Source organism: Neptuniibacter sp. QD37_11 (assembly GCF_047778105.1).
Lineage (GTDB): Bacteria > Pseudomonadota > Gammaproteobacteria > Pseudomonadales > Balneatricaceae > Neptuniibacter.
The window spans coordinates 2,441,929-2,466,603 of sequence record NZ_CP180552.1 but is presented as its reverse complement, the minus strand read 5'-3'; the positions used below and the strand labels follow the sequence as shown (position 1 = coordinate 2,466,603).

Annotated in this window: 25 protein-coding genes; 16 read left to right on the top strand and 9 right to left on the bottom strand. The window is 42.4% G+C overall.

Features of this window, described 5'->3' with window-relative positions; genetic code table 11:
* Positions 1-70: 70 nt before the first annotated feature.
* Positions 71-1,681 (bottom strand): methyl-accepting chemotaxis protein, encoded by a 1,611-nt coding sequence (locus ACMXYT_RS11420; RefSeq protein WP_415898764.1) that lies wholly within the window; start codon positions 1,679-1,681, stop codon positions 71-73.
* Between the two features lie 263 nt (positions 1,682-1,944).
* Positions 1,945-2,823 carry an AraC family transcriptional regulator gene (locus tag ACMXYT_RS11415; RefSeq protein WP_415898763.1) on the bottom strand — a complete coding sequence of 293 codons (879 nt, stop codon included), beginning with the start codon at positions 2,821-2,823 and terminating at the stop codon, positions 1,945-1,947.
* Between the two features lie 295 nt (positions 2,824-3,118).
* Here ACMXYT_RS11415 and dctP point away from each other — a divergent pair, with 295 nt between their 5' ends.
* The gene (gene dctP, locus ACMXYT_RS11410; RefSeq protein WP_415898762.1) at positions 3,119-4,189 is read left to right on the top strand and encodes a TRAP transporter substrate-binding protein DctP; all 1,071 of its coding nucleotides are present in this window, start codon (positions 3,119-3,121) and stop codon (positions 4,187-4,189) included.
* Positions 4,189-6,456, top strand: coding sequence for a putative bifunctional diguanylate cyclase/phosphodiesterase (locus ACMXYT_RS11405; RefSeq protein WP_415898761.1), 2,268 nt, complete (start codon positions 4,189-4,191; stop codon positions 6,454-6,456). The genes dctP and ACMXYT_RS11405 overlap by 1 nt, the downstream gene beginning before the upstream one ends.
* A gap of 6 nt (positions 6,457-6,462) precedes the next feature.
* Here ACMXYT_RS11405 and ACMXYT_RS11400 read toward each other — a convergent pair whose 3' ends face one another.
* A complete protein-coding gene (locus ACMXYT_RS11400; RefSeq protein WP_415898760.1) occupies positions 6,463-6,876 on the bottom strand; it encodes an MmcQ/YjbR family DNA-binding protein in 414 nt (137 codons plus the stop codon).
* Between the two features lie 93 nt (positions 6,877-6,969).
* Entirely contained in the window at positions 6,970-7,491 is a 522-nt protein-coding gene (locus ACMXYT_RS11395; RefSeq protein ID WP_415898759.1) for a cytochrome P460 family protein, read from the bottom strand.
* Between the two features lie 443 nt (positions 7,492-7,934).
* Here ACMXYT_RS11395 and ACMXYT_RS11390 point away from each other — a divergent pair, with 443 nt between their 5' ends.
* The 5 genes from ACMXYT_RS11390 (at position 7,935) to ACMXYT_RS11370 (ending at position 12,934) form a co-directional block, all read left to right on the top strand.
* Positions 7,935-9,947: a methyl-accepting chemotaxis protein gene (locus ACMXYT_RS11390; RefSeq protein WP_415898758.1), complete on the top strand. Its 2,013-nt coding sequence runs from the start codon at positions 7,935-7,937 to the stop codon at positions 9,945-9,947.
* Positions 9,948-10,178: 231 nt separating this feature from the next.
* Positions 10,179-10,586 carry a hypothetical protein gene (locus ACMXYT_RS11385; RefSeq protein ID WP_415898757.1) on the top strand — a complete coding sequence of 136 codons (408 nt, stop codon included), beginning with the start codon at positions 10,179-10,181 and terminating at the stop codon, positions 10,584-10,586.
* A 98-nt stretch (positions 10,587-10,684) separates the two neighbouring features.
* Positions 10,685-11,254 carry a phosphoribosyltransferase gene (locus tag ACMXYT_RS11380; protein ID WP_415898756.1) on the top strand — a complete coding sequence of 190 codons (570 nt, stop codon included), beginning with the start codon at positions 10,685-10,687 and terminating at the stop codon, positions 11,252-11,254.
* A 27-nt stretch (positions 11,255-11,281) separates the two neighbouring features.
* Positions 11,282-11,866 (top strand): DNA-3-methyladenine glycosylase I, encoded by a 585-nt coding sequence (locus tag ACMXYT_RS11375; RefSeq protein WP_415898754.1) that lies wholly within the window; start codon positions 11,282-11,284, stop codon positions 11,864-11,866.
* 63 nt (positions 11,867-11,929) lie between these two features.
* Positions 11,930-12,934: a class I SAM-dependent rRNA methyltransferase gene (locus ACMXYT_RS11370; protein WP_415898753.1), complete on the top strand. Its 1,005-nt coding sequence runs from the start codon at positions 11,930-11,932 to the stop codon at positions 12,932-12,934.
* Here ACMXYT_RS11370 and ACMXYT_RS11365 read toward each other — a convergent pair.
* Positions 12,931-13,254 carry an MGMT family protein gene (locus ACMXYT_RS11365; protein WP_415904117.1) on the bottom strand — a complete coding sequence of 108 codons (324 nt, stop codon included), beginning with the start codon at positions 13,252-13,254 and terminating at the stop codon, positions 12,931-12,933. The genes ACMXYT_RS11370 and ACMXYT_RS11365 overlap by 4 nt on opposite strands.
* Positions 13,255-13,353: 99 nt before the next feature.
* Here ACMXYT_RS11365 and ACMXYT_RS11360 point away from each other — a divergent pair, with 99 nt between their 5' ends.
* The 5 genes from ACMXYT_RS11360 to ACMXYT_RS11340 all read left to right on the top strand — a co-directional run bounded on the left by ACMXYT_RS11360 (position 13,354) and on the right by ACMXYT_RS11340 (position 16,877).
* On the top strand, positions 13,354-14,820 hold the full coding sequence (locus ACMXYT_RS11360; RefSeq protein WP_415898751.1) for a protein adenylyltransferase SelO: 1,467 nt from the start codon (positions 13,354-13,356) through the stop codon (positions 14,818-14,820).
* A 55-nt stretch (positions 14,821-14,875) separates the two neighbouring features.
* Entirely contained in the window at positions 14,876-15,319 is a 444-nt protein-coding gene (locus ACMXYT_RS11355) for a MarR family winged helix-turn-helix transcriptional regulator (protein ID WP_415898750.1), read from the top strand.
* A gap of 39 nt (positions 15,320-15,358) precedes the next feature.
* On the top strand, positions 15,359-15,988 hold the full coding sequence (locus ACMXYT_RS11350; protein WP_415898749.1) for a glutathione S-transferase family protein: 630 nt from the start codon (positions 15,359-15,361) through the stop codon (positions 15,986-15,988).
* Positions 15,989-16,043: 55 nt separating this feature from the next.
* Positions 16,044-16,361 carry a hypothetical protein gene (locus ACMXYT_RS11345; RefSeq protein ID WP_415904115.1) on the top strand — a complete coding sequence of 106 codons (318 nt, stop codon included), beginning with the start codon at positions 16,044-16,046 and terminating at the stop codon, positions 16,359-16,361.
* Between the two features lie 312 nt (positions 16,362-16,673).
* The gene (locus ACMXYT_RS11340; RefSeq protein WP_415883947.1) at positions 16,674-16,877 is read left to right on the top strand and encodes a cold-shock protein; all 204 of its coding nucleotides are present in this window, start codon (positions 16,674-16,676) and stop codon (positions 16,875-16,877) included.
* Positions 16,878-16,972: 95 nt separating this feature from the next.
* Here the strand turns inward: ACMXYT_RS11340 and ACMXYT_RS11335 are convergent, their stop codons facing one another.
* Complete coding sequence (locus ACMXYT_RS11335) at positions 16,973-17,293, bottom strand: DUF3301 domain-containing protein (protein WP_415898747.1); 321 nt, start codon at positions 17,291-17,293, stop codon at positions 16,973-16,975.
* Between the two features lie 103 nt (positions 17,294-17,396).
* On the opposite strand from ACMXYT_RS11335, the gene ACMXYT_RS11330 reads away from it, so the two are divergent.
* Positions 17,397-18,110: a DUF599 domain-containing protein gene (locus ACMXYT_RS11330; RefSeq protein WP_415898746.1), complete on the top strand. Its 714-nt coding sequence runs from the start codon at positions 17,397-17,399 to the stop codon at positions 18,108-18,110.
* A 164-nt stretch (positions 18,111-18,274) separates the two neighbouring features.
* On the top strand, positions 18,275-20,200 hold the full coding sequence (gene htpG / locus ACMXYT_RS11325; RefSeq protein WP_415911460.1) for a molecular chaperone HtpG: 1,926 nt from the start codon (positions 18,275-18,277) through the stop codon (positions 20,198-20,200).
* A gap of 87 nt (positions 20,201-20,287) precedes the next feature.
* Here the strand turns inward: htpG and ACMXYT_RS11320 are convergent, their stop codons facing one another.
* The 3 genes from ACMXYT_RS11320 to ACMXYT_RS11310 all read right to left on the bottom strand — a co-directional run bounded on the left by ACMXYT_RS11320 (position 20,288) and on the right by ACMXYT_RS11310 (position 23,541).
* Positions 20,288-21,184, bottom strand: a complete 897-nt coding sequence (locus ACMXYT_RS11320) for a LysR family transcriptional regulator (RefSeq protein ID WP_415911459.1) — start codon at positions 21,182-21,184, stop codon at positions 20,288-20,290.
* A 72-nt stretch (positions 21,185-21,256) separates the two neighbouring features.
* A complete protein-coding gene (locus ACMXYT_RS11315; protein ID WP_415898743.1) occupies positions 21,257-21,601 on the bottom strand; it encodes a hypothetical protein in 345 nt (114 codons plus the stop codon).
* A 281-nt stretch (positions 21,602-21,882) separates the two neighbouring features.
* The gene (locus tag ACMXYT_RS11310) at positions 21,883-23,541 is read right to left on the bottom strand and encodes an EAL domain-containing protein (RefSeq protein ID WP_415911458.1); all 1,659 of its coding nucleotides are present in this window, start codon (positions 23,539-23,541) and stop codon (positions 21,883-21,885) included.
* A gap of 184 nt (positions 23,542-23,725) precedes the next feature.
* On the opposite strand from ACMXYT_RS11310, the gene ACMXYT_RS11305 reads away from it, so the two are divergent.
* On the top strand, positions 23,726-24,022 hold the full coding sequence (locus ACMXYT_RS11305) for a c-type cytochrome (RefSeq protein ID WP_415890717.1): 297 nt from the start codon (positions 23,726-23,728) through the stop codon (positions 24,020-24,022).
* A 256-nt stretch (positions 24,023-24,278) separates the two neighbouring features.
* Positions 24,279-24,638 (top strand): TraR/DksA family transcriptional regulator, encoded by a 360-nt coding sequence (locus tag ACMXYT_RS11300; protein ID WP_415892008.1) that lies wholly within the window; start codon positions 24,279-24,281, stop codon positions 24,636-24,638.
* The last annotated feature ends 37 nt before the right edge of the window (positions 24,639-24,675 follow it).

Here is a 24,675-nt window from a genome sequence, read left to right as displayed (position 1 = left end):
AAGAATTAGAGATAAGGGAATGGAGTGCGAAGAGTGGTAATGGCCTGAGGCCATTACCACTTTGTCGAGATTACACTTGGAAATGCTGTACCTGTTGGCGAAGCTCTCTTGCCAAAGATGCCAGTTGTTCACTGTTATTTGCTGTAAGTGTTGCACCGCCTTGAGTTTGTTCTGCAATCATCGAGATATTGTTGAGGTTGTTACTCATCTCTTCCGCTACTTGGCTTTGTTGCTGAACCACTTCGGCTACAGCGCTGTTCATCTCCATTATTTGCTGAACATTAAGAACGATATCATTAAGGTGTTCACCTGCAGAAGCAGCACGATCTATACAGTTTTGTGCTTCTGAGTGACTACTGCTCATCATGCTAACGGCACCCTGGCAAGCTGTTTTTAAACGGTCATTTAGCGATTGAATCTGATCTGTTGATTCAGAGGTGCGCTTAGCCAGAACGCGTACCTCATCTGCAACAACGGCAAATCCTCGGCCTTGCTCACCTGCTCTGGCCGCTTCAATTGCGGCATTCAAAGCAAGTAGATTGGTCTGATCGGATATATCTCGGATAACGCTCAGAATGCTCTCTACTTGCAGCGTGTCTTGCTCGAGTTTTGTAATTACATCGGCTTGGGACTGGACTTGCGCGGCTAAATCATTAATTGCAGAAATGGTAGTTTTTACTATTTCATCACCTAAGCGTGCGGTGCTTTCTGCTTGAACGGTGATTTCTGCCGTTTGTTGAGCATTGTTAGCTACATCTTGAGCTGTGGCTGACATCTCTTGCATAGCTGTGGCTAACAACTGAGTCTCCCCATGTTGCTGTTTAACTCCCGCAGAAGTTTGTTCTGTTGTTGAAGCCATCTGTTCAGCCGAACTCAAAATGTGGTGGCTGGAGTTTGTTAACTTTTGAATCAACTGTTGTTGGATATCTAAGGTATGATTAATTGCTTTACTGACATCGCCAAGCTCATCTTGGTTTTGAATATCAATGCGAGCCATCAGTTTACCTTTAGCTACATTTTCCATCACTTCAGTCATGTGACTCAGTGGCTTAGTTATAGAACGGGAAATGATACTTGATAGCCAAACTACGAATGGGATTACAATAGCCAGAAATACTAAAGCCTCTGTAAGTCTTGAATAGAAACTAGCATCTAAATCATCAACATAGACGCCGGTACCGATCACCCAACCCCAAGGTTCAAAAAGCTTAAAGTAGGATATTTTTTCTACTGCGATACTCTTGCCAGGGCGAGGCCAAAGATAGTCTTCATAGCCTTCGTTGTTTTGACGGGCTGTATTGGCGATATTCGTAAACAGGGCTTTACCTTGGCCGTCTTTAAAACTACTCATATCTTTGCCATCAAGTTCAGGCTTGATGGGATGCATTATCATCCGAGCGTCAAGGTCATTGATCCATACATAGTTATCATTGTCATAACGCATAGCTTGCAGGGCTGATAGCGCATGTTTTTGAGCTGCGGTTTGGTTCAGAACACCAGAAGCCTGTTGCTGCTGGTAATGCTCAATAATGCTATATGCCATGGAGACAGCATGATTAGATTGTAGTTTACGTTCGTGTAATAAATCTGATCTGTATTCCCAGAGGTCGTATGCTTTCATCGCGATACTAACACTCAGTAATAACAGGATGATTGCTGTTAACTTGTGCGTAACAGACATCTTAGTGACAACCATCGTACTTAGACCCTTTGATAATTAGGTTATATCGAATTTCTGCTCTTTAGTGGTTAATCGATAATCACTTTATATTAGGGATCTTATAAGTAATCGAAGGTATTGTTTTTATGATGCTTTCTGGGGGATTTTTAGGCGTAAATAACCTTTTGAAATTAAAGGTTAATATGCGGTTTTGTAAACAGTTGTTTGAATGTGTGTAAAGCAGGCTTATAGAATTGGGATAAGCCTGCATAACACGTGTTTATTTAACTTATTAAGCAATAAATTCGAGTGAGTAACTCTGATGGCGGTGTATTTTTAGGGTCGTTGAGATACTCCTCGAATGGTGGGAAGTTTGCTGCTTCCATACCGCTTTGTGGTAGCCACTCCCCAAAAAGCCAATCATATGGTTTCTCTAGCTCTGAATAGGGGCCTTTAAATACAATCGTTACACATTTGCCAGAAGGTATTTCTAAATATTCAGGTTGATCTTCAATGTTGGCTTTTATGGGAGCTTCAACGGTCAAGCAGGCATGTGATCGTAGCTCGGATTTGTCAACGCTACCCGGGTCGTTGTAGTAAATACCAAACGAACGGGTTTCGTCTGTGACAAGATTGTGGGTGCCGGCAAACATAAATAGTTTTTCAAATGCCTGCCCAATCTCCATGTAGTCACCCCGATGTTCATATCCGATCAGACCTTGCTTTTCTATATCAATAAATTCGACATCAAACATATTCCTTCGCTCCTGCGCTATGTGAGGGATCTTAGCCTGAAAACTATCTTCGATTACTGATGGCTGTTTATAGCGAGCTCGATATTGACTGGGTGTTTCTTCGTACTGTTTATGAAACGCACGGCTAAATGCTTCCAAGCTGGTATAGGAAACTGATTGTGCAATGGTTAGTATCGAGTTATCAGTCCGAATAAGTTCTGAAGCTGCTTTTTGTAGGCGAAGACGTCGCACCGTAGCATTGATGTTTTCATCAGCGACTTTTCGATAGATTCGATGGAAGTGGTAGGGAGACATAGCGGCAATATCTGCTAGCTTGTTTACATCCAAATCCTTCTCTAAGTTATCGTAGATATAGTCGATCACTTTACATAAGCGTCGTCTGTAGCTGTTTCCGGTACTTCGTTTCATGATGTCTCCTCCTATCTCCATGCTATAGGAGCTCTATCTGATAATGTTTGCGCAATTTAGATTAGTATTGATTGGAGTAAAGGTTAAGATTTTAACTTATTGAAATATTGAGGGTTTATTCTTGAGGGTGAGTTAATAATCCTAGGATTGATAAGGATATTGTGTTACCAATGTACGTTACGAGGTTTTAATTATTAATTGAGAATAATAGTGAATAGACAGAAGCGTATTAGTTTCTATAGTTAACTTAGCACCCAATTGTAGTTGTGAAGTTATAGTCTGTCTGGAGTAGATTATGTTTCATCAGGTCTTAAAGTTCTTTCTCGTTTCGTTTTCTTCTATCTTATTCGTGCTGGGACTTACTGGCTGTACTGAGAAAGAAGCAAAAGTGTATACCTGGCAGCTGCAGTCTCAAGCGACTGAAACCAGTATCGATTTTAAAGAGCTAAAGCGCTTTGCTGCTAATGTTAAAGCGATGAGCGGCGGCCGATTTATTATTAAGCCTCATCCAGGTGGCGTAATTACCGGTGGGCCAGATATCTACAATGCGGTCAAAGAGCGCCGTGTCGAAATGGGTAATGGCTGGCCGAACTGGTGGTCGGGGCAGCACCCTGCTTGGGCACTTATGAATGCAGGGCCCTTTGATTTTATGAATCTTGATGGCTCAATGATGTTCTTCTATGCGGGAGAAGGTCAGCGATTAGCTAATGAACTTTCTGGCCCCGATGGCTTGATGTGGCGCCCTGCGTGGTGGGCAGGGATGGAGTTCGGATTGTTGTCAAAAACAGAGATCAAAGGCTTAGATGATCTGCATGCAAAAAAGATTCGCATCGGACCTGGTTTGCCTGGTGAAGTTTTAGCGGCAGCTGCAGGTGCTTATACGCTGCCAACTGTACCTCAAGAGATACGTCCTGCTTTGGAAAACGGAGACTTAGATGCAGTAGAATGGACCACAGCAGGTGGGGCCTGGAACCTTGGTTTACATGACATTAGTAAGCACGCCATTGTTCCTGCAATATGGCAGCCATCTGTTCTAGCAGATTTTCTAATTAACAAAGAAGCATTTGATGAATTACCTCCAGATCTGCAAGCCATTCTCGAAACAGCAATTAAATCCTATACTTTAACCACCACATTAAAGGCTAAAACGGAAGATTTTGAGGCCTTTAATCTATTCTTAGCGAATGATTTTAATATCAATAAATGGAGTCCAGCGGATATCGAGCGTTGGAGAATCGTCTCAGATAGTATTTTGGATGACTACGCTTCTCGCGATCCATTAAGTAAGAAAATCATTGAGAAAAAACAAGAGTTCAAGGAAGCATACAACAACTATTATCAGTGGTTTGGACCATACGATAAATAATGTTTAGTAGACTGACCGTTCGTCTCCTTGTCATTCTGAGTTTAATCACTTTCTTAGTAATGACTGTATTTGTGATCGTGCGATTTAGCGTAGCTTCCGAATTGATGCAGAGTAATCTGCAAGAAAGGGGCCTCTCTGTTGCTGAGCGAGTCGCCAACTCGGTTAGGCCTACTATCTGGAACGTCTATAAAAAAGCTTATGACCGCACCTATTCGGTAGAGCTGGCCTCTGCCATCCTTGATTCTGAAATGGCATCGCCCTTTGTTGAGGGCATTAAGGTCTACGGTAATTTCGGCCATCTTTATATGGGGCGAATCAAAATTGATGGAGAGATTCGTCAGTTTGAGGATAAGAAACACGCAGTGGCATGGGGCGGTTTTGATAATCGAATTCGATACCCTATAAAAACCGGTGAGGTTAGTATCGGCAATGTTGAGGTGAGCTACAGCGATAAGGCCCTTTCTGAAAGCCTTTATCAAAATCTTATTGTAGAAATCACACAAGTGGCGGTTGTAAGTCTACTTTTTGTAGGCTCTCTCTATATCATTCTGAGATTTGCTCTAGTTTCCCCTATGCGTTCACTACAGGTAGCGCAACAAGCTTTAGATGCATTAGATGAAGCCGTGTTGGTGACTAATGAGCATGGCCGTTTAGTAGATATCAATCCTGCTTATAGCAAGATCACTTTTTTCGAGGAGAAGGAAATCTTAGGGTTGCTTCCCGATATTCAGCCTTTCGATGAGAAAGGTGTGGATTTCAGAGCAATGATAGATGATAAATTCCTTGTTGATGGTAGTTGGTCAGGTGAAGTGATCGGCCGGAAAAAAGATGGTAGCACGTTCCCTGGTTGGCTTAACCTTAACAGGGTAGAGAGACAAGATGATAAGGTCACTTATGTAGGTGTATTGTCCGATATTGCGGATAAAAAAGAAGCAGAAGCAAAACTGCATGCTTTGGCTTATTACGACTCGCTAACCGAGATGCCCAATCGTCACTCTTTCTTAATGCGTTTAGACGAAGAGATTAAACGTGCTCGCCGGGAGAAATCCAAAGTTGGTTTACTCTATTTAGATCTAGATAATTTTAAATGGGCCAATGACCAGTTTGGTCATGCAGTTGGCGATAAGCTCCTGATCAGCGCTGCAGAAAAGTTTAAAAAACGCCTGCGCGATTCGGATATTTTGTATCGTATAGGTGGTGATGAGTTCACCGTGATTGTTACTCACTTTGATGATGCGACCGATCTTATTGGTCTTGCTGATGATCTTGTCGCTCAGGCTGGTGAAAACTTTGTTATTGATGGCCATGTGATGAAACCGGGGGCCAGCGTCGGTATCTCTACGTTCCCTAATGATTCTGACAATGGCAAAGACCTGATTATTCAGGCGGATACAGCGATGTATCAGGCGAAAGAGGCAGGCCGAGGACAGGTTCGGTTTTTCTCCTCGGATTTGGAGCTTCAACGGCAAGCCCAGCAAAGGATTGAGCAGGAACTAAAACAAGCGCTAAGTAAAAATGAGCTGCAGCTATTCTATCAGCCTAAAGTGCGAATCCAAGATGGCGAGTATGTATACAACAGCGCCGAAGCCCTAATTCGTTGGTTGGATGACGGCGAGGTGGTTTACTATCCTGATCAATTCATCGAGATAGCAGAAAAAAGCGATCTGATTTGCGATCTAGGTTATTGGGTCATTTTCCAAGTCTGCAAGCAGTTAGCCAAATGGAAAGAGGAGGGCATTGTTGGACATAAAATCGCGATTAACCTTTCTCCTCGTCAGCTTAAAGACGCCAACCTTTTTGACTACCTTTTAGAGCGAATGACACGCTTTGACATCGACCCTGGTCAACTTGAGTTAGAAATTACTGAATACGCAGTTATAGAGAATATTGAGCATTCAGTGAGTACTCTGAAGAAGCTAAAAACTTTAGGGGTATCCATTGCGATGGATGACTTTGGGACTGGTTACTCTTCTTTGAGTTATCTGAAACAGTTGCCTGTTGATGTTTTGAAAATTGACCGATCTTTTATTCATACGTTGCCATTTGAACAAGGTGATATAGCGATTGTTAATGCGATTTTTTCAATGGCTGAAGCATTAAATATAGAAGTGGTAGCAGAAGGTGTTGAAACTTCAGATCAGTTGGAATTTTTGATCCGACATCGATGCCATATGGCGCAGGGGTACTATTTCTCACCTCCGATAGCACCAGAGAAATATGCCGTTTGGCTAACTGAGCACACTAAGGCTAATGAAAACGATGCATAGATGATCTTATCGGTAGAGCTCTTCTTCAGAATATAAACGCTCTAGTTGTTGGCGTTCTACTTTCTTTAGACTTTTCACTACTAAGCCATAAGAACGATCAATAAGGCGTTCGATCTCTTTTGTCGGCATAGAAGCTTTTAAAACAACGCTGATCCAGTGTTTCTTAGACATGTGGTAAGCACTTCGTACTTCTGGGAAAACATCCCTAAGCATCATCGCTTCTTCAGGATCGCATTTCAGATTAATGAAATGACAATCCGCGAATTCAGGCCCAAGCTCTTTACCTTTTGACCCACACTGACCTAACAGAGCAAACATTTTACCTTTAACCTTAAAGACCGGTACATCGGGCATAAAGGGGAATTCTAGTTGTGATTCCGGACGGGATAGACAGTATTCTTGAGCGCTTTTCGCATCCATGTGTTTTGCCAATGATCTGAATGGTGATGAAAAATAAAACCCTGCTTCAGACATAATGCCTGATTTAAGCAGGGTTTAGCTATACCAGACAGATTACTTCATCGCTTGTTCTGTCAGGATATGTTCGTAAGAGAACAAGTGATGGCTGTCTTTATAAGGTGCATGGCAAGCTGCACAAGCAGTTAGATCTTTGTTGGCGCGTTTGCCATCAGGCTTAAATGCAGCAAAATCCCAGTCATCATTGCCCATGCCTTTAGGGTATTCAGCTGCAGCACCTTCACGGCGTTCCATTACCGCTACCAGTGCGAATTTATCTTTAAGGCGCTGACCGAGTTTAGAGGTAAGCACATTACCTTCGGCATCTTTTTTCGCTTTATACACTTCTGCCACAATGACTGAACCGTATGGCAATTGCCCATTTTCCTGCGTACCGCTCAGACCTTTATCGTTTATATATAAACGAATGTATTGGTCGTGATTTTGAGTACGGTTAAGAGATAAATAAGGGGTGAAATTGGTTTTGTAGTCTGCAGGGAAGTCAACCTGATCGCCTGGACCTGCCCAGCATAGAGTAGTCGTTAACATGCCTGCTGCCATAGCGGATAAGAGTTTCATATTACATCCTCACTGTATTTATTTTTGTTGTAAAAGAATCTATAAAATGCATTTATAGTACATGTTTTATATTTGATCAATGACTCCTTAGTAGGTTGGCCAAAGGTAGTTTTAGATCCCTAACTTTTAAGCTAGCTAATCCTATCTATACTTAAAAATGCTAGTGAGCCTTATGTTGTATGGAATTTTATAAATTCCTTTTATTACTTAGGGTTACTTTGTTTAAGCGTCTAAGGTTAATTTAAAGGTTAGTGCTTTAGTTTGGTTTTGCTCCTGCTTAAGTAGTGTTTTTACTGGATGCGGTTGTTCACAAGGGGCAGGAGTCGCTTTAATGCGTTAAATAGCAGATTGTTCTGTAAAGTTTTGTAGTTATACGTTGCTTTAGCACTCCTATACTTCATAAGAAAAATAACAGTGCTTTTGTCACATAAGGTGGAAGTAGCATGTCTTGGTTTGGTCGTAGTAAATCCTCTAAAAAATCAGTTGTAGATAACGATGTTATTAAGGTCCAGTCGTTAAGTAGTAGAGAAATTTCTGCTGATAATCTTGAATCCCTCAAGTTTGAGGGAGTGCCTACTGCACTGGTTTTGGCATTTATATCACCCCACTTAGACTTTGAAGGTACGGTACGTCAGTTAAAATCAGCGCTACCTGATGTTTCTAAAGTGGTTGGTATTATGACCGCTGGGGAATTAAGTTCTTGTGGCGCTAGCCTTTACCACGAAGCTGATAGTCATTGGGATCACATTGTCGTGCAGAGCTATAGCCAAGCTGTGTTTGCAGATGTTCATATCAGTTCTATCCCTCTTCATTGTGAAGATATCCGGTCTGGCAATGTCACCATGACACGTAAAGAGCGTGTTAATAAACTTGCTGCTGAGTTCAGTCGCGTTAACGTGCCTTTCGATATTAATTATCAAGATACGCTGGCGCTGACCTTTTTTGATGGCTTATCCGCGAGCGAAAACTTTTTCATGCAAGGTTTGTATGAAAGTGGTGAATTCCCTTGTTATTTCGTCGGTGGTTCGGCTGGTGGTAAGTTAGATTTCCAACAAGCGTTGGTTTATGACGGTGATCGTGTTGCGCATAACCAGGCTGTAGTGATCTTTGTTAAGTTAGCTGAAAATACCCGTTACGGTGTATTTAAGTCGCATAACTTTGAAAAAACGCCGACTTCCTTTGTTATTGCCGAATCCGATGTACATTCTCGTACTGTTAAATCTGTTATCAAAGATGGCAATTACCAATTAACCAGTATTGTCGATTTGTTATGTGAGCACTTTAACTGTTCAGCTTCTGGTTTAGGCGATGCATTGAATGGTTATTCCTTTGCGGTAGAGATCGGTGGAGAGCTATTCGTTCGTTCTATTGCCGGTATCAATGAAGCCGATGGCAGTATCGCGTTCTTTTGCGACTTAGATTTTGGTGACCGCCTATTCTTGGTCAAGGCGAAAGATTTTGCGCAAAGTACCAGTCAATCTTTCCGCAACTTTATGCATGGTAAACCAGGTAAGCCTGTAGCTATGCTGGCGAATGATTGTGTTTTACGTCGTTTAAACAATGCGATGAACTTATCTCAAGTTCATGACTTCGATGATATCAAAGTAGCTGGTTTCTCTACCTTTGGTGAGCTGCTAGGCGTACACATGAACCAAACCCTAACGGCGTTGTTCTTCTTTAAAGTACAACCGGGTGAGCAGTTTAAAGATGAGTACGCGGATAAGTTCCCGTTCCACTACAGTAACTTCCGCCAGTACTTCTTGAATTCTCGTATCAATAGTCTGGAACAGATTAACCAACTACAAAGCAACCTTGTTGAGTGCATGGGTGAGTACCGTCCGTTGCTGCGTAAGATGGTCGACAGCTTCGGTCAAGTTGCGGGTTATGCACAAAGCACTGGTAGTGTGTTGAATGACATCCAACGCAGATTCTTAGGCTTCTCCCAAGATATTGAAACACAGAGTAGTGACCGACAGGCGTTACACACTAAGGTTGAAGATCTCAAACATAATTCGGAAGAAGTGCTATCTATCTTGAGTGTTATCTCAGGTATTGCTGATCAAACTAACCTATTGGCTTTGAATGCTGCGATTGAGGCGGCACGCGCAGGCGAGGCGGGTCGAGGTTTTGCGGTAGTAGCAGATGAAGTCCGTCAGCTATCTCATAATACTCAGCAAAGTTTGGATCAGACAGGTAAAACAGTTGATGCGGTAACAAGCTCGATCAACTCTATCCGAGAAACTATTACTGATACAGAAGAGTTTATGGTGCAGATCTCTGACAGCTCAAAGAACTTGAGTTCGGAGATGCAGAGTTTGGTTGAGTCTTCTACACAAGCTGATCAGCAGGTTCGCGATAGTATTGATTATATCTCTGATGTCGAATCTGAGATGGATCACATCGACCGTGAAGTAGAAGCGATTGATCGCTTAAGGCAGTTAGATATTCAACGGTAGCTCAATTTATTGGTGAATTGAATTTTAGGGAAAGCCACACTTTTTAGTGTGGCTTTTTTATTCCTTACTATTTAGATAAAACAAACCAAGTTACGTTAGTTAAGTACTTTACATATTAAGTTTAACTATAGTAAGTTGTACCTCCTCATATTAGAAGCTCTTGATTTAAAAGAAGGGCTTTGAGTTAACAATAACTAAAATTATGTGATTTCTGATCTAAGGATAGATGCAATGGAATGGATTCTGGCGTTGTTTATCGTCGTCATTGTCGGCTTGTATTTAAACAAGCAATACAAAACTAAACGCGAACTCAAGAGTAAGGCAGATAAGCGCTATAGGGCGGTATCTATAGAGTCAGGTCTATATCCTTGTGCAGCTGTCGATCAATTAGGTGATCGGCGCTTCTTCCCAGATAAAGCCCCTATGATTCCACTGCCGGGGTGTAGTGCTTCAAAAAACTGTGAATGTCGCTATCGTCACCATGCTGACCGCCGTGATCCTGAAAACGAAAGACGGATTGATAACATCATTACGGCACAAAAGATTGGTGATCAGTTAGGCGGAAAGTTTTCAGGGCGAGAGCGCCGCAAATTTCATAAAGGCCGTCGTTGGCAAGAACGCCAAGCCACTCAAATCTGATAGGACTTTTCTATATTTACCAATTATCCAGCTTTGTTAAATAACGCTATGAAAGGCTATGATATCCCTCGTATTTGATAGGGGGTGAATGAGGTCGGATGAACAAGGTGTATATAAGCGCTCAACAATTACTGGAAGATTCTTCCCAGATGGCGCTGCAGATTTTTGAAAGTGGTTTCCGCCCAGATTACATTGCCGGTGTTTGGCGAGGAGGGGCACCCGTCGGGATCTCTGTACAGGAGGTGCTAGCATGTCTTGGAGTTCAGTCTGACCATATAGCGATACGCACCTCATCTTACACCGGCATAGGTGAGCGCAGCCGACAGATCAAAGTACATGGTTTAACCTACTTGATTAAGCGCTTAGAGTCTGAGGATTCCCTCCTTATCGTAGATGATGTGCATGATTCGGGGTTAAGCATTGCGCAAACGATTAAAGAGATTAAAGCGGCGTGTAAGAAGAACACGCCAGAGATCAAAATAGCGACTCCTTATTACAAGCCAGAAAATAATCAAACAGATTCAGAGCCTGATTTTTATGTGCATAAAAGTCAGGATTGGTTAGTGTTCCCCCACGAGCTTGAAGGTTTGACTCAAACTGAAATTTTGCAGAATAAGCCAGAATTTGCGGCTGTCGCAGCCAAGATGGCTGAATTAGGTCGTTTTTAAGCGTCTGGACGTTAGTAAGGAACCCTTATGAAAGTATCGGAAAGAGATGGCAAGAAGCGTTGTTTTGGCAATAAACCAGGGCAAGAGTTTTATGCCGATTATCATGATAATGAGTGGGGTATTCCAGAATATGATGATCAAAAACTCTTCGAAATGTTGATGCTTGAAGGTGCTCAGGCAGGCCTAAGTTGGGAAACTGTTTTGCGCAAAAGAGAAGGCTATCGCAAAGCCTTTTATAACTTTGATGTCGAAAAAGTTATGAACATGACTGACGCTGAGTTGGAAGCGCTGCGCGAAAACCCGGAGATCATCCGCAATAAACTTAAGATCTATTCCGCACGTAAAAATGCGCTAGCCTTCCGCGCAATACAGAAAGAATTTGGCTCGTTTTCAAGTTATCTGTGGGCTTATGTTGATAACAAGCAGATTGTGAATCACTGGCAGAAATTTGAAGAGGTGCCTGTGACCACTGAGATCAGTGATGCGCTTTCCAAAGATCTTAAAAAGCGTGGCATGTCGTTTGTCGGATCAACAATCATCTATGCATACATGCAAGCTGTCGGCTTAGTTGATGATCATCTTGCTGAGTGTTGGTGCCGAACAGATCGATAAAAATTTAGCTGATAGGCAAGTGAAGGGGTACAATGCTGCGCTTCTCTGCTTATGGACGTTCAAATGTCGGATCTTACTTCCCTGTTAAAGCATGCTGATTTAGCCCGTGCTGAATTGTTACCTGCGTTACATGCTGAAAATACCAACTGTTACCGCCTATTTCATGGTACGAATGAGGGAGTATCCGGTTTAACCATCGATCGTTACGGTCCGCAGCTTTTAATCCAAACTTTTCATGAAGCTTTATCTGCTGCTCAAGTTGATCTGATTCTTGAGCATTATGCGTGTCTATTTGAAATAGAAGAGGTCGTGTATAACGATCGCAGCGCACGAAACTCTCGCCGTGAAGATGAGCATAATAAACGTGGATTAGAACTCGTTGGTCAGGAGCTGGATATTAATTACCGTGTGAGGGGCAAGCATGCGGGACAAGATCCGCTACTGTTTCTAGACATGCGTGTTGGTCGTCGTTATGTTCAAGAGCATGCAAAAGATAAGTCGGTCTTGAACTTGTTTTCCTATACCTGCGGTGTGGGTGTTTGTGCAGCGTCTGCGGGCGCAGCTAACGTTGTGAATGTCGACTTTGCCGAGCGAAACCTCGATGTAGGCAGAGAGAATGCTGAGCTTAATCAGCTATCTGGAGATCGAATTGAGTTTATTCAAAGTGACTTCTTTACCGCAGCAAAACAGTTTGCAGGCATGCCAATCAAGCAGCGTGTGAAGAGAGGTCAGAAACCTCGTCAGTATCTTAAGCTTGATGAACAACAATTTGATCTGGTTTATCTAGATCCACCGCGTTGGGCGAAAAGCCCTTTTGGTACGGTCGATCTGATTCGTGATTATCAAAGCGTTTTAAAACCATCCATCTTATCGACGAAAGCAGGTGGAACCTTGGTGTGTACTAACAACGTTGCCAAAGTAGAGATGGATGAGTGGCTAGATCTGGTTAAGCGCTGTGCTAATAAAGCAGGGCAGCCTGTGGTGGATTACGAACAACTTCAACCTGAAATTGATTTCCCTTCTGTTGATGGGCAGCATCCACTAAAAATAGCAGTGCTACATTTCTAAGGTTGCCAGCGATAAACCTTCAGCCTGATCTTACCGTTGATCAGGCTAATTCCTTCATTTTCTAATCGCTCTTTTTGACGGCTGTAAGCTTCACTATCTTGCGGGAAAGATATTTTTCCTTGGGCATTAATCACTCGATGCCAAGGCAACTGCGTATCTTTAGGCAATTGACTCAGTGTTCTACCTACTGCACGAGCCATATTTGATAACCCCGCCAGTTCTGCAACCTGACCGTAGGTAGCTACTTTTCCTTCTGGGATCATGGCAACGATCTGCCAGATCTTCTCTTGGTAACTCGGGTTGTTTGAGGTGTTAGTCATAGCAATGAAAATAACCTTATAAGAGAGGGGATGATAGTACCTGAGTAAAATGCTAGGGTAATAGTAAGTCTACACCAAGAGTTAAGGGATACTATCATTATGGCTTCGCTTGAAAACCTCAACTTTGATAACAGCTACTTGCGGTTGCCAAATCTGTTTTATCAACAGATAGAGCCCACTCCCTTACGTGATCCCTTTTTAATTGCATTTAACCCTGATGTTGCAACTTTACTGGATCTAGATGCTAAGAGTGTCCAGTCTGCCGATATGACTAAATATTTCAGCGGTCAAGCGCTATTAGCAGGCAGTCAGCCCCTCGCTATGAAATATACAGGTCATCAGTTTGGGGTTTATAACCCTGAATTGGGCGATGGTCGTGGTCTATTACTAGGAGAGGTTGTAAACAGTAAAGAGGAACGATGGGATCTTCATCTTAAAGGCTCTGGTAAAACAGCGTTCTCTCGTTTTGGTGATGGTCGAGCTGTACTTCGCTCCAGCATCCGCGAGTATCTGATCAGCGAAGCTATGTCTGGTCTTGGGATTCCAACAACTCGCGCGTTGGCGTTGGTTGGCAGTAAAGAGCAAGCGATGCGTGATGGCATGATGGAACCCTGCGCAGCTCTTTTGCGTGTGACTCAATGTCATGTCCGCTTTGGCCACTTTGAATATCTTTATTACTCCCGCCAGCATGATGAGTTAAAAGTTTTAGCTGATTACTGTTTAGATCGTTTTTATCCGCAGTTTAAAGAGGCTGATAACCCTTATCAGGCGATGTACGAAGAGGTGATTCAGCGCAGCGCTGAATTGGTCGCTAAATGGCAAGCTTATGGTTTTGTTCATGCTGTCTTAAATACTGACAATATGTCGATGCTAGGCGAAACTTTCGATTATGGCCCGTTCAGCTTCTTGGATACTTATAAACCGAAGCTTGTGAGTAATCATAATGATCATAAAGGTCGTTATGCTTTTGAGCGCCAGCCTGAAATTGTGCAGTGGAATTTGTCCTGTCTCGGTCAGGCCTTATTAACATTGATTGATAAGGATGATGTGATCGCACTATTAGATAGCTATCCCGAGCGGTATAAAAAAGCAGAGCTATCTGAATTTAGACGTCGTTTAGGTTTACAGACAGAAGAGCAATGCGACGATGAGCTTGTGCGTGAGTTACTGCAGCTATTTGTGCAGCAAAATGTCGATATGAATCGATTCTTCCGCACCCTCTCTAATTTTGATGGTAGTGATGAATCGATCGGTAATTTGATGAAGCTGATCAGCTACCCATCAGCTTTAACGCCTTGGTTATTGAAATACGAACAGCGTTTGGAACATGAGCCTGCGAGCCAACCGATTCGAAAAGCGCAAATGCGCTCGGTAAATCCTCAATTTATTCTACGTAACTATATGGCAGAAGAGGCGATTCGATCTGCAGCTGATGGTGACTTTACTTTAGTTAATGATCTAATGGCCTTACTGAAAAATCCGATGCAGGATAATTTAGCTTTTGAGCGTTATGCTGAATCTCCTCCAGAATGGGCGGGTGGGATCTGCCTGACTTGCTCCTCTTAAAACTATTTTTGTAATAGAGGTTGATTATCATGTATATACATATATAATTGATTTCATGGATACTCAAGACAACATAAAGCAGCTAGAACAGCTCCCGTGCATTAATTTCAGTTTGAGGAAGGCTGTCAGGGTTCTAAACCGAATCTATGATCAGTATTTAGCTGAGGCAGGTTTAACGGGTGGGCAATTCAGTATCTTATATGTTGTTCATGAACTAGATGTAGCTACAAATAAAAAGCTACAGAGTATTTTGGTTTTGGACCAGACAACCTTGACAAGAAATTTGAAGCCATTGCTTAGAGAAGGTTACCTCTCATCAGTACCTAGTGTGACGGATAGACGTCAGAAAAATCTGAGTCTAACACCAGAAGGAAGAGTTAAGTTCCTTGAGGCAAAAGAGCAATGGTTTAAAGCACAGCAGAAAATCTATAAGGAATTAGGGCCAGAGTTAAGTGAGCAGCTTATTTCTTTAAGTGATAGCGTTGTGAAATTGGATTAATTTTTACGTATAAATACATGTATATGCATGGTGATGGTTGTGGAGCTTTTTACTTACCCTTTAACTTGTAACGCAATCAAGGTCAGCTTGATTTTGGCTGAATTACAGATTGAACCTGAGCTAAAACTGATCAGCTTGAATAAAGGTGAACAAAAGAGGATAGAGTTTTTAAGTTTAAACCCGAATGGCACGATTCCAGTTTTAAAGGATAAGGACAAAGTGTTGTGGGAATCTAACGCAATTTTGTTCTATTTAGCTAAGGCATATAACTCGTCACTGTCGGCGAGAAACTTCCAGGAGGAGGTTGAGGTGATGCGCTGGCTGAATTGGCAAGCTTCTGAATGGAGTCCTGCCAGTAGCGGTTTTGCCCATCATCGTGTGATGCGGCCTTTTTGGGGCTTAGCGTCAGATGAAGAGAGGTTAGCTACACTGGATAACTCTTTTAAGAGATATGCAGAAATTTTAGATCAGCAATTATCTTGGCAGGATTTTCTGATTTCAGATGATATTAGCATCGTTGACATTTCTGTTGCCTCTACATTGATGTTCTGGCGAGAGGCTGAGATCCCTATTGAGGGCTACAGCAATCTAAATGAGTGGCTGCAGCGTTTAGAAAATCAGCTTTGGTGGATGGAAACAAAGCAAAATTTAAAGAATTTTATGATCTAAAAGCATGTATATGCATTTAGATTGTGTAAATAAAACCAAATGAAAAAGGTGTGTTATGAAAACGTTAAATAAAAGTATGTTATTGGCTGTACTTCTAATTCCTGCAACACAGGGTTTTGCAGATCAACAAGAGGAGATGATCAATTATCTTCACAGTCCTGCAACGCGCACTGCTGATGTCCAGCATCAGGCTAATGCCGAAGGAAGTTCGGTAGCTGATCAATCTAAAGTAATGATCGCAGATTTAAATACGCCGTATTTGAAAAGTGACGTAGCTAAAGCTGATAAAACTGTAGTTGGAAGCCGGCAGAAAAGAGGGGAAAGCGATGCACAATTCGCAATGATTCAGAACTTGTTAACAACCCGTCTTTAACAATTAGTTCGGTCACCATAATTTACCCCTCTTAGCTAAGCAAAGAGGGGTAAAAACGGCTCAAATATTACGATTCATTCATCTCTCTACAATTAGATTGAAATGATTGAATTTAAGGGAAAAAAATCGTTGACCTTTCCATAGATAGCTCTATAGAATGAAGATCGCTTGAAAGTAAGCCGTATATTTATGTACACCATTTCGAAGTTCTATCAGTACCTCGTCCTGTTTTTCATAAGTAATCACAGCACTTCCAGCACAATCCGCCTGTAAAAAGGCAAAAATTACTCTGAAAGATATAGGACTATAGATATGTCTACTACTGGTACAGTTAAATGGTTTAACGAAGAAAAAGGTTTTGGTTTCATCGAGCAGGAAAACGGCCCAGATGTTTTCGCTCACTTCTCTGCGATCCAAGGCGACGGCTTCAAAACTTTGACTGAAGGTCAGAAAGTTGAGTTCACTGTAACTCAAGGCCAGAAAGGTCCACAAGCTGAGAACATCGTTAAGGTTTAATCCTTACTGATATTCAGTTTGAAAAAGAAGCAAGGCTAAGGCCTTGCTTTTTTTATGCCTGAAATTTGGCATCTTGGCTAACCATTCAGTCTGTATTACTGCATACGATGGGGATCAAGCTGAAAATCGGAGATCGCTTTGCCCAGAATAACGACCCTTCCGCTATAACGCTCATCGCCTGTAGATGAGAATTCGAAATTATATGAACGCCAGATCCTGATCTGCCCCTTAGTATCACGTTTAAGCCAAAAACCTCTCAAGTTAATATTGTCATCAAGAAGCTGTAACTCAAGTTCCTTACACTGCCTGCGGGTGTATCTTAGTGCCACTTCTTTTATCTTTTGCGATTGCCACCAGTGATACATTGCAAAGATGATTAAGGTAATCCAGAAGAGGGCTTCAATATCTATATACATCGATTTCTTGTTTCCAAGGATTTATGGGTTCCTTTGATTGTGACTTGTTTTACAATGAGTTGTTTCAGATTGCACGATTAATTTTCTACTCAGGATCGAATAGATGTCATCTATCTCCCAGTTTGTAATGGATAACTGGCTTAATCTTCTGGCATTAATATGGTTTTTGATCTGCTTCAAAGGCTATATGTATTACGCACGTAAACGCAGTTATGAAACGCCTTGCCTTGCCAGTGTTTTACATATGTATCGAAAAGAGTGGATGACACGCATGCTCACCCGAGATGTGCGAATTGCCGATACAACGGCGATTGCCAATCTGGAGCGTAGCGTATCCTTCTTTGCATCCACCACCATGCTGATACTTGCCGGTCTGATGACCATACTAGGCTCTACTCAACAAGCGATTGATGTTGTCGCGGATATCCCGTTTACCTTCCACGCGACCCGTGCAGAATGGGAATTAAAGATCCTTCTTTTGATCACGTTGTTTGTTTACGCCTTCTTCAAATTTACCTGGAGTCTGCGTCAGTATGGATTTGTTTCAATCATGATTGGCGGTGCGCCGGGACCTGATGAGCACATCTCTCAGCAGCAGGCGGATGCGCACTCTAATCGTATCGCTAAAATGACCTCAATGGCCGCGAACAGTTTTAACCTTGGTCTGCGTACCTACTATTTCTGTTTGGCGATCTTGGGCTGGTTTATCAACCCATGGATCTTCATGGGTCTGACGGCCGGCGTTGTGTTCGTCCTCTATCGACGTGAATTTAAATCTTCTACCCTCAAAACGTTGATGATGAGTGCTGGCGAATAAAAGTTAAAAACCTCTCCCTTTGCGCTTGAAAAGGTCTAGCACGTCCCAATATTCCAGTTATTGGCGGAGAGCTTGCTAAGGTTCAGCAAGTTCTCCACTACAGTTTTGTTGCATTAGGGCAGCGCTGTAGTTTTAGAAATAACAGACATATTGGATAAGTGTTGATGACTACTGAAACGCGTACAGAAACTCACGGTTTCCAGACTGAAGTGAAGCAACTGCTTCATTTGATGATTCACTCCTTGTATTCAAATAAAGATATTTTTCTGCGTGAGCTAATCTCTAACGCCTCTGACGCTGCAGAAAAATTGCGTTTCGAAGCGCTTTCAAATGGCGCGCTTTATGAAAACGATGGTGATCTAAAGATCAACATCAGCTTTGATAAAGAAGCTAAGACCCTAACTATCGCGGACAATGGTATTGGTATGAGCCGCGATGATGTGATCGAACACCTAGGTACGATCGCTAAATCGGGTACTGCACAATTCCTATCTCAGTTAACCGGCGATCAGAACAAAGACAGCCAGTTGATTGGTCAGTTCGGTGTTGGTTTCTACTCCTCTTTCATCGTGGCAGACAAAGTAGAAGTGTTTACGCGTAAAGCAGGTTTGCCTGCAGAGCAGGGTGTTCACTGGGTATCTGAAGGTGAAGGCGAATTCACTATTGGTGAAGTCGAAAAAGCGGGCCGTGGCACCAGCATTGTGCTTCATCTAAAAGAGGGTGAAGAAAGTTTTGCTGATGGTTTTGCACTACGTGGTTTAGTACGTAAGTACTCTGACCATATCTCTATCCCTGTAATCATGCAGAAAGAGGCGATGCCTAATTTCGGTGAAAAGGGTGAAGAGAAAGAAGCCGCTGCTGAAGAGCCAGAAGATGAAACAGTAAACAGTGCAACAGCGCTGTGGACACGTAACAAATCAGAGATCTCTGAAGAAGAGTATCAAGAGTTCTACAAGCATATCTCTCACGACTTTGGTAATCCATTAACTTGGGCGCATAACCGCGTTGAAGGTAACATGGAATACACTAGCCTGTTGTTCGTGCCAGAGCGTGCACCATACGACCTGTGGAACCGTGAAGCGCCAAAAGGCCTTAAGTTATACGTACAACGTGTATTTATCATGGATCAGGCAGATGAGTTCTTGCCTCTATACCTACGATTCATGAAAGGTGTGATAGACACTAAAGATCTATCCCTAAACGTATCTCGTGAGATTCTTCAGAAAGATGCCAATGTGGATAAGCTACGCAGTGCACTAACTAAACGTGTACTGGATATGCTAATCAAACTAGGCAAGAACGATGAAGAAAAATACGCAGCGTTCTGGAAAGAGTTTGGTCAGGTTCTAAAAGAAGGTCCTGCGGAAGACTACGGTAACCGTGAGAAGATCCTTAAATTGATGCGTTTCTCCTCTACGCATGCTGATAGCGAAGAGCAGAATGTATCTCTGGATCAGTATATCGAGCGTATGCAGGAAGGTCAGGACAAGATCTACTATGTTGTTGCTGATAACTACAACACGGCGAAAAACAGCCCGCACTTGGAGATCTTCCGTAAGAAAGGTATCGAAGTACTGCTAATGACTGATCGTATCGATGACTGGATGATGAGCCAGCTACATAACTACGATGAGAAGGCCTTCCAAGATGTCACTAAAGGTCAGCTAGATCTAGAAGACACTGCGACTGAAGAAGAGAAGAAAGAACAGGAAGAAGCAGCTAAAGAGCTAGAAGGCCTAGTTGAGCGTTTGAAATCTAGTCTAGGGGAAAAGGTTGCTGATGTTCGCATCACTAACCGTCTAACTGATTCTCCTGCATGTCTTGTTCTGGGTGAGCAGGATATGGGTCTTCAGATGCGCCAGATTATGGAAGCAGCAGGTCAGGCAGTGCCAGACACTAAGCCTACATTTGAGGTAAACCCAGAGCACCCACTGATTGAAAAACTAGATAAAGAAGCAGATGAAGATCGCTTTGGTGATCTAGCTTCTGTTCTATTCGATCAAGCAGGCCTAGCCGCTGGTGCACAACTAGATGACCCAGCAAGTTATGTTGCGCGTTTGAACAAACTACTACTTGAGCTAAGTGCTTAATCTAGTAGTTAGGTTCTAAACAAGCGGCTCTGTATGAGCCGCTTTTTTGTGGGTGCAATACACTAAATTAACGGCCTGTTTGAAATATCAGATTTGTAAGGATTGATCTCTTTTACAAATAGCGTTGATTGTTGGGTTACTTGAACTGCTTCTGCGCGTAATTCCGTAGAGGTCATCAGTTACTTCGGTAATTTCAGCAATACACTCAACGCCATATTGGCGGCAGACTTCCTCAGCTATGACTGTTGGTGCAGCAAAAACCCCATGCCCTTTAGATCCGAAGACTTTAATTAACGCACTGTCATCAATTTGAGCTTTTACATATGGCCTTATTTGGTGTTCTTCAAACCACTGAATTAGTTGGGCAAACCAAGGGGCATTAATTGCATTGGATAAGAAGGTTTCTTTATCCATACTGATGGGGAAGTTCTCGCGTAGCTCGGCTGCTTTTTTAGGCTCTGCAAACAAGGATACGGTCGATGAATCGAGTTTATAGATGAATAGATTGGAATCTGAATTGTATTCAGGGAGTTCGTCAGTCAGTAGTAGATCGATCTTTTTCTGGCTTAACAGTGTTAGCAGTTGAGCGGGGATTCCGGTTGTACTGTTTAGTGTCACTTCCTGATCAATCTCAAATACAGGTTCGATAAGGTGATAGGCGATGAGTTTATGGATCGAAGATGAAATGCCAACGTTTAAGTTTGTAGGTCGGTTTTGTGGCTTTTCCTCCAGAAAACGATCTAGTTCCTCTGCAATGCTGAACATTTGATCGGCATATCGAGCGACTTGCTTTCCTAAAGGGGTAATAAGTAAGTTACGGCCTTTTCGCATGAACAGAAGACCACCAATGGATTCTTCTAGAGAAGAAATTTGGCTGCTGATCGTTTGCGGCGTTAAATCTGCAATCTCGCTGGCTTTGGCAATCGAACCTTCCTTAGCGACCAGCCAAAAGAAATAAAGATGACGAAGGTTATACTTACTCATAAATCGGTTTCACCCGTTGTAGTGAATTCAGAAATGATAAGTAAGTATAACCCTCATCAAAAGGGGAAGTGCTTAAGAGGCAATTGAATGTTGAACTGTGCTTAACACAGGTGGTTTATGCCTAGCTTCAGTTGCCTTGTCTTCTTCTACCATGAAGAGGTGGTAAGCCTCTGGACCAAAAGAATCCAGAGCGGTTAATAGATAAGAGAACTGATCATTGACCGGCTCGCCTGTTCTTTTTACTTTGAAATTATAACGTTGAGACGGAATGGAGCTGAGTAGTGGCTCTTCGACCCATAAGTAGAGTGATTGATCCGAAATAACATACTCAAATCTAACGGGTTTAAAACCTTCTCTTAGGGTCAGAGTTTGGGTTTTGTCAGAGAGTTCTAATGGATATTTCAAAATGGCTTTCATGACTACACTCCAATGTTCTGATGTTGTTTGGAGTATATTTGCTTAGAATAAATCTGTTTTGAACAGTTTTTATAAGTGCTCTACTTCGAATAATTCGATGAAAAAGGTTGCAAGTGAGTTTGAATGCTCTGTTTTTTTGGATGCTGGGCGAAAAGTTTAAGGCATTTAAGTTAGCTAAGAATCTCTAGGCGAAATTTTCTCTAGACGAAGGGGACTAAAGCGACTGTCCTAAAATTGAGGCCGCTCTCTCGCCTTTAAGTGCTAAACAAAGTCCTAGCCTTTCAACTAGACACCGTAACTGCCTCTTTGAGATGCTCCTCATTTCCTTTTACTCGTTGCTTTGTTATCTCAATAGATTTAATCAGTTCATTAGCAGGCACTGCTCTGCTGTAGTGCCAGCCTTGGTGGATCTCAATGTTGAGTTTATCCAGTTGTGCGACTTGCTGCGGTGTCTCTACGCCTTCTGCGATGGTAATGAGGTTAAGCTTTTTGGATAAGCCAACAATCATCTCTAGTACATGGCTGTTGATTGAATCTGTGCCTATAGATGCGACAAAGCACTTATCTGCTTTAAGGTATTTAACCGGTAGTTGGCCAAGGTAATTTAGGCCACAGTATCCTGTGCCAAAATCATCTATGGCGATATCGATACCTGCTGCCGTAAGTTTAATAAAGGCTTTTTGAATTCGATCGTCGTTGCTATCCACTAATACGTCTTCTGTGACTTCTAACACTAAGTTTGTAATAAGGCCTTTGTAGTGAATTAGTTCGCGTACTGACTTAGCGTCTAGTAAATGGTTGGACGATATATTGATAGTGACGATGAAATCTGGGTTTTGTATCAGGATAGGGCGCAGTTCGTCGTAACAGTTTTTCAGCTGCTGCGATGTCATCTTGTTGATAAAACCTTTCTCTTCAGCTTCGGGGATAAAGGTAATTGGGTTCTTTAAGCCTTCGGCAGGATGCTGCCAGCGCATTAATACCTCTGCGCCCATGATCTGTTTATCCGAAGCATTGATTAGTGGCTGATAGAGATTGAAAAATTCTCCGTGCTTGATCGCTTTTTTGAGTAGATGAGCGCTATCCGATAAGTAGATGATGAGATATTGAAAAAGCAGGGTAAGAAGCAGCCATACGCTTAAACATAGCGCAGCACCTTGGATACTAAAATTACTGTGATCACCAAAGATGATTTTTTTTTCATCACTGATAACTACGCTCAAGTCAGGGAAGGTAATCAACGGGCTATAGGCTGCAACTTGGTCTAGACCATTATCAAATGCACCTTTGAGCACTCTGGGTTGATCTATAGGTAGCGCCAAACCTGATTTTGGGCTGGCATAAGGGCCATTCATAATAATTGGTTGTCCGGTATCACTATGGATCAGACCGGTAAAACCTAGTTCACTGGAGCGATTTTGTAACTGGTTCTTCAGCCAGCTTATTCTTACGAGTGCGTTAACTTCACCACCTTGCTTCAGACTTCTCGCAAGTACAAAAGCAGGTTGTTGCATATATTCGACATTAACAGGGCCTAGAAAGCGTAAACCGGGTTCGGTGGGTGGCGGTGTAACATAGATAGGCAGGTCGTGTTTTTTCCAGCTGGTACACACCAACTGTCCGTTGGCATCGACGATCCCCATCTCTACTACAGGGGCGACGTTAAACATAATGCTGCGCATATCAAAGAGGATATCTTCGCTGCATTGTTTGCTGAGTTGCTCCATATCTATCAGCACATTATTAATGATGCTGTAGTTGATATCGAGCCATTCGGACAGTTGTTGGGCTTTGATTTTAAGGTCGCGTTGTTGAAGCTGCTTATGCTGCTCTACTTGCTCGTAGCTTATGAATAGAGTGATTAACAACGTAATAACTGCGCTCATTAACGCAGGTGCGAGGTATTGCCTGTTCCATAAGCGAAGAGTTTGCGTATTCACAATTAGCTCACCTAATCCCTGTAGTGGATCAACGCTACCATAAATTGTTGTATCACCAAAATTCATCTACAGGATGAAAGTTATGCAGAAATTGAACAGACCTTTTAGTCTTTATGCGCTGGATCAAGGATTTTTAGGCTATTTTGCTGTTGAATTAAAATCAAAAATTCAGTGAGGTGGATTTATGGGTAAGTTAGTTCAGGGTATCGCTTGTGGCTTGTTAGTTGCTGTTTCTTTCGGCGCACAGGCAGATGGTCAAGCTGTTTATGATAAGCATTGTAAAGGCTGCCATGTTGCAGGTGTAGGTAACGCTCCAAAACCAGGTGATAAAGCTGAGTGGGATAAACGCAGCGCTGCGGGTATTGATGCAATGGTTCAGACTGTAATTCAGGGTAAAGGTGCTATGCCAAAAGGCGGTACTTGTACTGACTGCGATGAAGCGACTATTAAAGAAGCCGTTGAAGTGCTTCTAGCTCAATAATTCATTTGAGCTTCTTCTATCGGGATATGGCAGAGCCCTCTGCTGTATTTCGATAGTTATCACGTAATTTTTCCTTTCCTCTTTTCTTCCCTAGCTATTTTCAGAGTTGTTCACGCTTGGTGATAATTCAGTCTTTTTTATATGATTTATTTATGCCACGCTGTACTGAATTAACAATGTAAGTAATACCCCTATTCTTGTTCAGACCTTAAACTGTATATTAGGTTTGTTGCAGCTAAATTCGTATGAGGCGTATATGGCTGATTTTATTGATGAAACCCAAGTAGAAACGTTACTTAAACAACTCCATCAGTTGCGCGATGAATTGGGGGAGGAGGCTTCTGCGCTGAAACATACGGCCGAACCTGTGAATCTCGATCAGCAAGCATTCGGACGAGTCTCACGCGGGGATGCTTTACAACAGCAAAGCATGGCGAAAGCGAATCTGCGCCAATGCCAAGAACGCATTCAACTGATTGAAGACGCATTACAAAAAATTGATAACGAAGAATATGGGTTTTGTGAGGGTTGTGGTGAGCTTATCTCATTTGCGAGATTAAGTGCTCGGCCGGAATCTTTATATTGCCTTAAATGCCAGCAGGAACAAGAATCCTAAAGGTATCGTTTGTTTCAAGGTAAAGAGTGTTTTAGTT

Excerpts from the sequence above, each read along its gene's own strand:
- ACMXYT_RS11405 (WP_415898761.1), top strand. The coding sequence starts at position 4,189 with ATGTTTAGTAGACTGACCGTTCGTCTCCTTGTCATTCTGAGTTTAATC.
- ACMXYT_RS11335 (WP_415898747.1), bottom strand. The coding sequence starts at position 17,293 with ATGTATATAGATATTGAAGCCCTCTTCTGGATTACCTTAATCATCTTT.
- ACMXYT_RS11420 (WP_415898764.1), bottom strand. The coding sequence starts at position 1,681 with ATGTCTGTTACGCACAAGTTAACAGCAATCATCCTGTTATTACTGAGT.
- ACMXYT_RS11380 (WP_415898756.1), top strand. The coding sequence starts at position 10,685 with ATGAACAAGGTGTATATAAGCGCTCAACAATTACTGGAAGATTCTTCC.
- ACMXYT_RS11360 (WP_415898751.1), top strand. The coding sequence starts at position 13,354 with ATGGCTTCGCTTGAAAACCTCAACTTTGATAACAGCTACTTGCGGTTG.
- ACMXYT_RS11305 (WP_415890717.1), top strand. The coding sequence starts at position 23,726 with ATGGGTAAGTTAGTTCAGGGTATCGCTTGTGGCTTGTTAGTTGCTGTT.
- ACMXYT_RS11345 (WP_415904115.1), top strand. The coding sequence starts at position 16,044 with ATGAAAACGTTAAATAAAAGTATGTTATTGGCTGTACTTCTAATTCCT.
- ACMXYT_RS11415 (WP_415898763.1), bottom strand. The coding sequence starts at position 2,823 with ATGAAACGAAGTACCGGAAACAGCTACAGACGACGCTTATGTAAAGTG.
- ACMXYT_RS11395 (WP_415898759.1), bottom strand. The coding sequence starts at position 7,491 with ATGAAACTCTTATCCGCTATGGCAGCAGGCATGTTAACGACTACTCTA.
- ACMXYT_RS11330 (WP_415898746.1), top strand. The coding sequence starts at position 17,397 with ATGTCATCTATCTCCCAGTTTGTAATGGATAACTGGCTTAATCTTCTG.
- htpG (WP_415911460.1), top strand. The coding sequence starts at position 18,275 with ATGACTACTGAAACGCGTACAGAAACTCACGGTTTCCAGACTGAAGTG.
- ACMXYT_RS11390 (WP_415898758.1), top strand. The coding sequence starts at position 7,935 with ATGTCTTGGTTTGGTCGTAGTAAATCCTCTAAAAAATCAGTTGTAGAT.
- ACMXYT_RS11400 (WP_415898760.1), bottom strand. The coding sequence starts at position 6,876 with ATGGATGCGAAAAGCGCTCAAGAATACTGTCTATCCCGTCCGGAATCA.
- ACMXYT_RS11320 (WP_415911459.1), bottom strand. The coding sequence starts at position 21,184 with ATGAGTAAGTATAACCTTCGTCATCTTTATTTCTTTTGGCTGGTCGCT.
- ACMXYT_RS11300 (WP_415892008.1), top strand. The coding sequence starts at position 24,279 with ATGGCTGATTTTATTGATGAAACCCAAGTAGAAACGTTACTTAAACAA.
- ACMXYT_RS11340 (WP_415883947.1), top strand. The coding sequence starts at position 16,674 with ATGTCTACTACTGGTACAGTTAAATGGTTTAACGAAGAAAAAGGTTTT.
- ACMXYT_RS11355 (WP_415898750.1), top strand. The coding sequence starts at position 14,876 with ATGGATACTCAAGACAACATAAAGCAGCTAGAACAGCTCCCGTGCATT.
- ACMXYT_RS11385 (WP_415898757.1), top strand. The coding sequence starts at position 10,179 with ATGGAATGGATTCTGGCGTTGTTTATCGTCGTCATTGTCGGCTTGTAT.
- dctP (WP_415898762.1), top strand. The coding sequence starts at position 3,119 with ATGTTTCATCAGGTCTTAAAGTTCTTTCTCGTTTCGTTTTCTTCTATC.
- ACMXYT_RS11315 (WP_415898743.1), bottom strand. The coding sequence starts at position 21,601 with ATGAAAGCCATTTTGAAATATCCATTAGAACTCTCTGACAAAACCCAA.
- ACMXYT_RS11375 (WP_415898754.1), top strand. The coding sequence starts at position 11,282 with ATGAAAGTATCGGAAAGAGATGGCAAGAAGCGTTGTTTTGGCAATAAA.
- ACMXYT_RS11365 (WP_415904117.1), bottom strand. The coding sequence starts at position 13,254 with ATGACTAACACCTCAAACAACCCGAGTTACCAAGAGAAGATCTGGCAG.
- ACMXYT_RS11370 (WP_415898753.1), top strand. The coding sequence starts at position 11,930 with ATGTCGGATCTTACTTCCCTGTTAAAGCATGCTGATTTAGCCCGTGCT.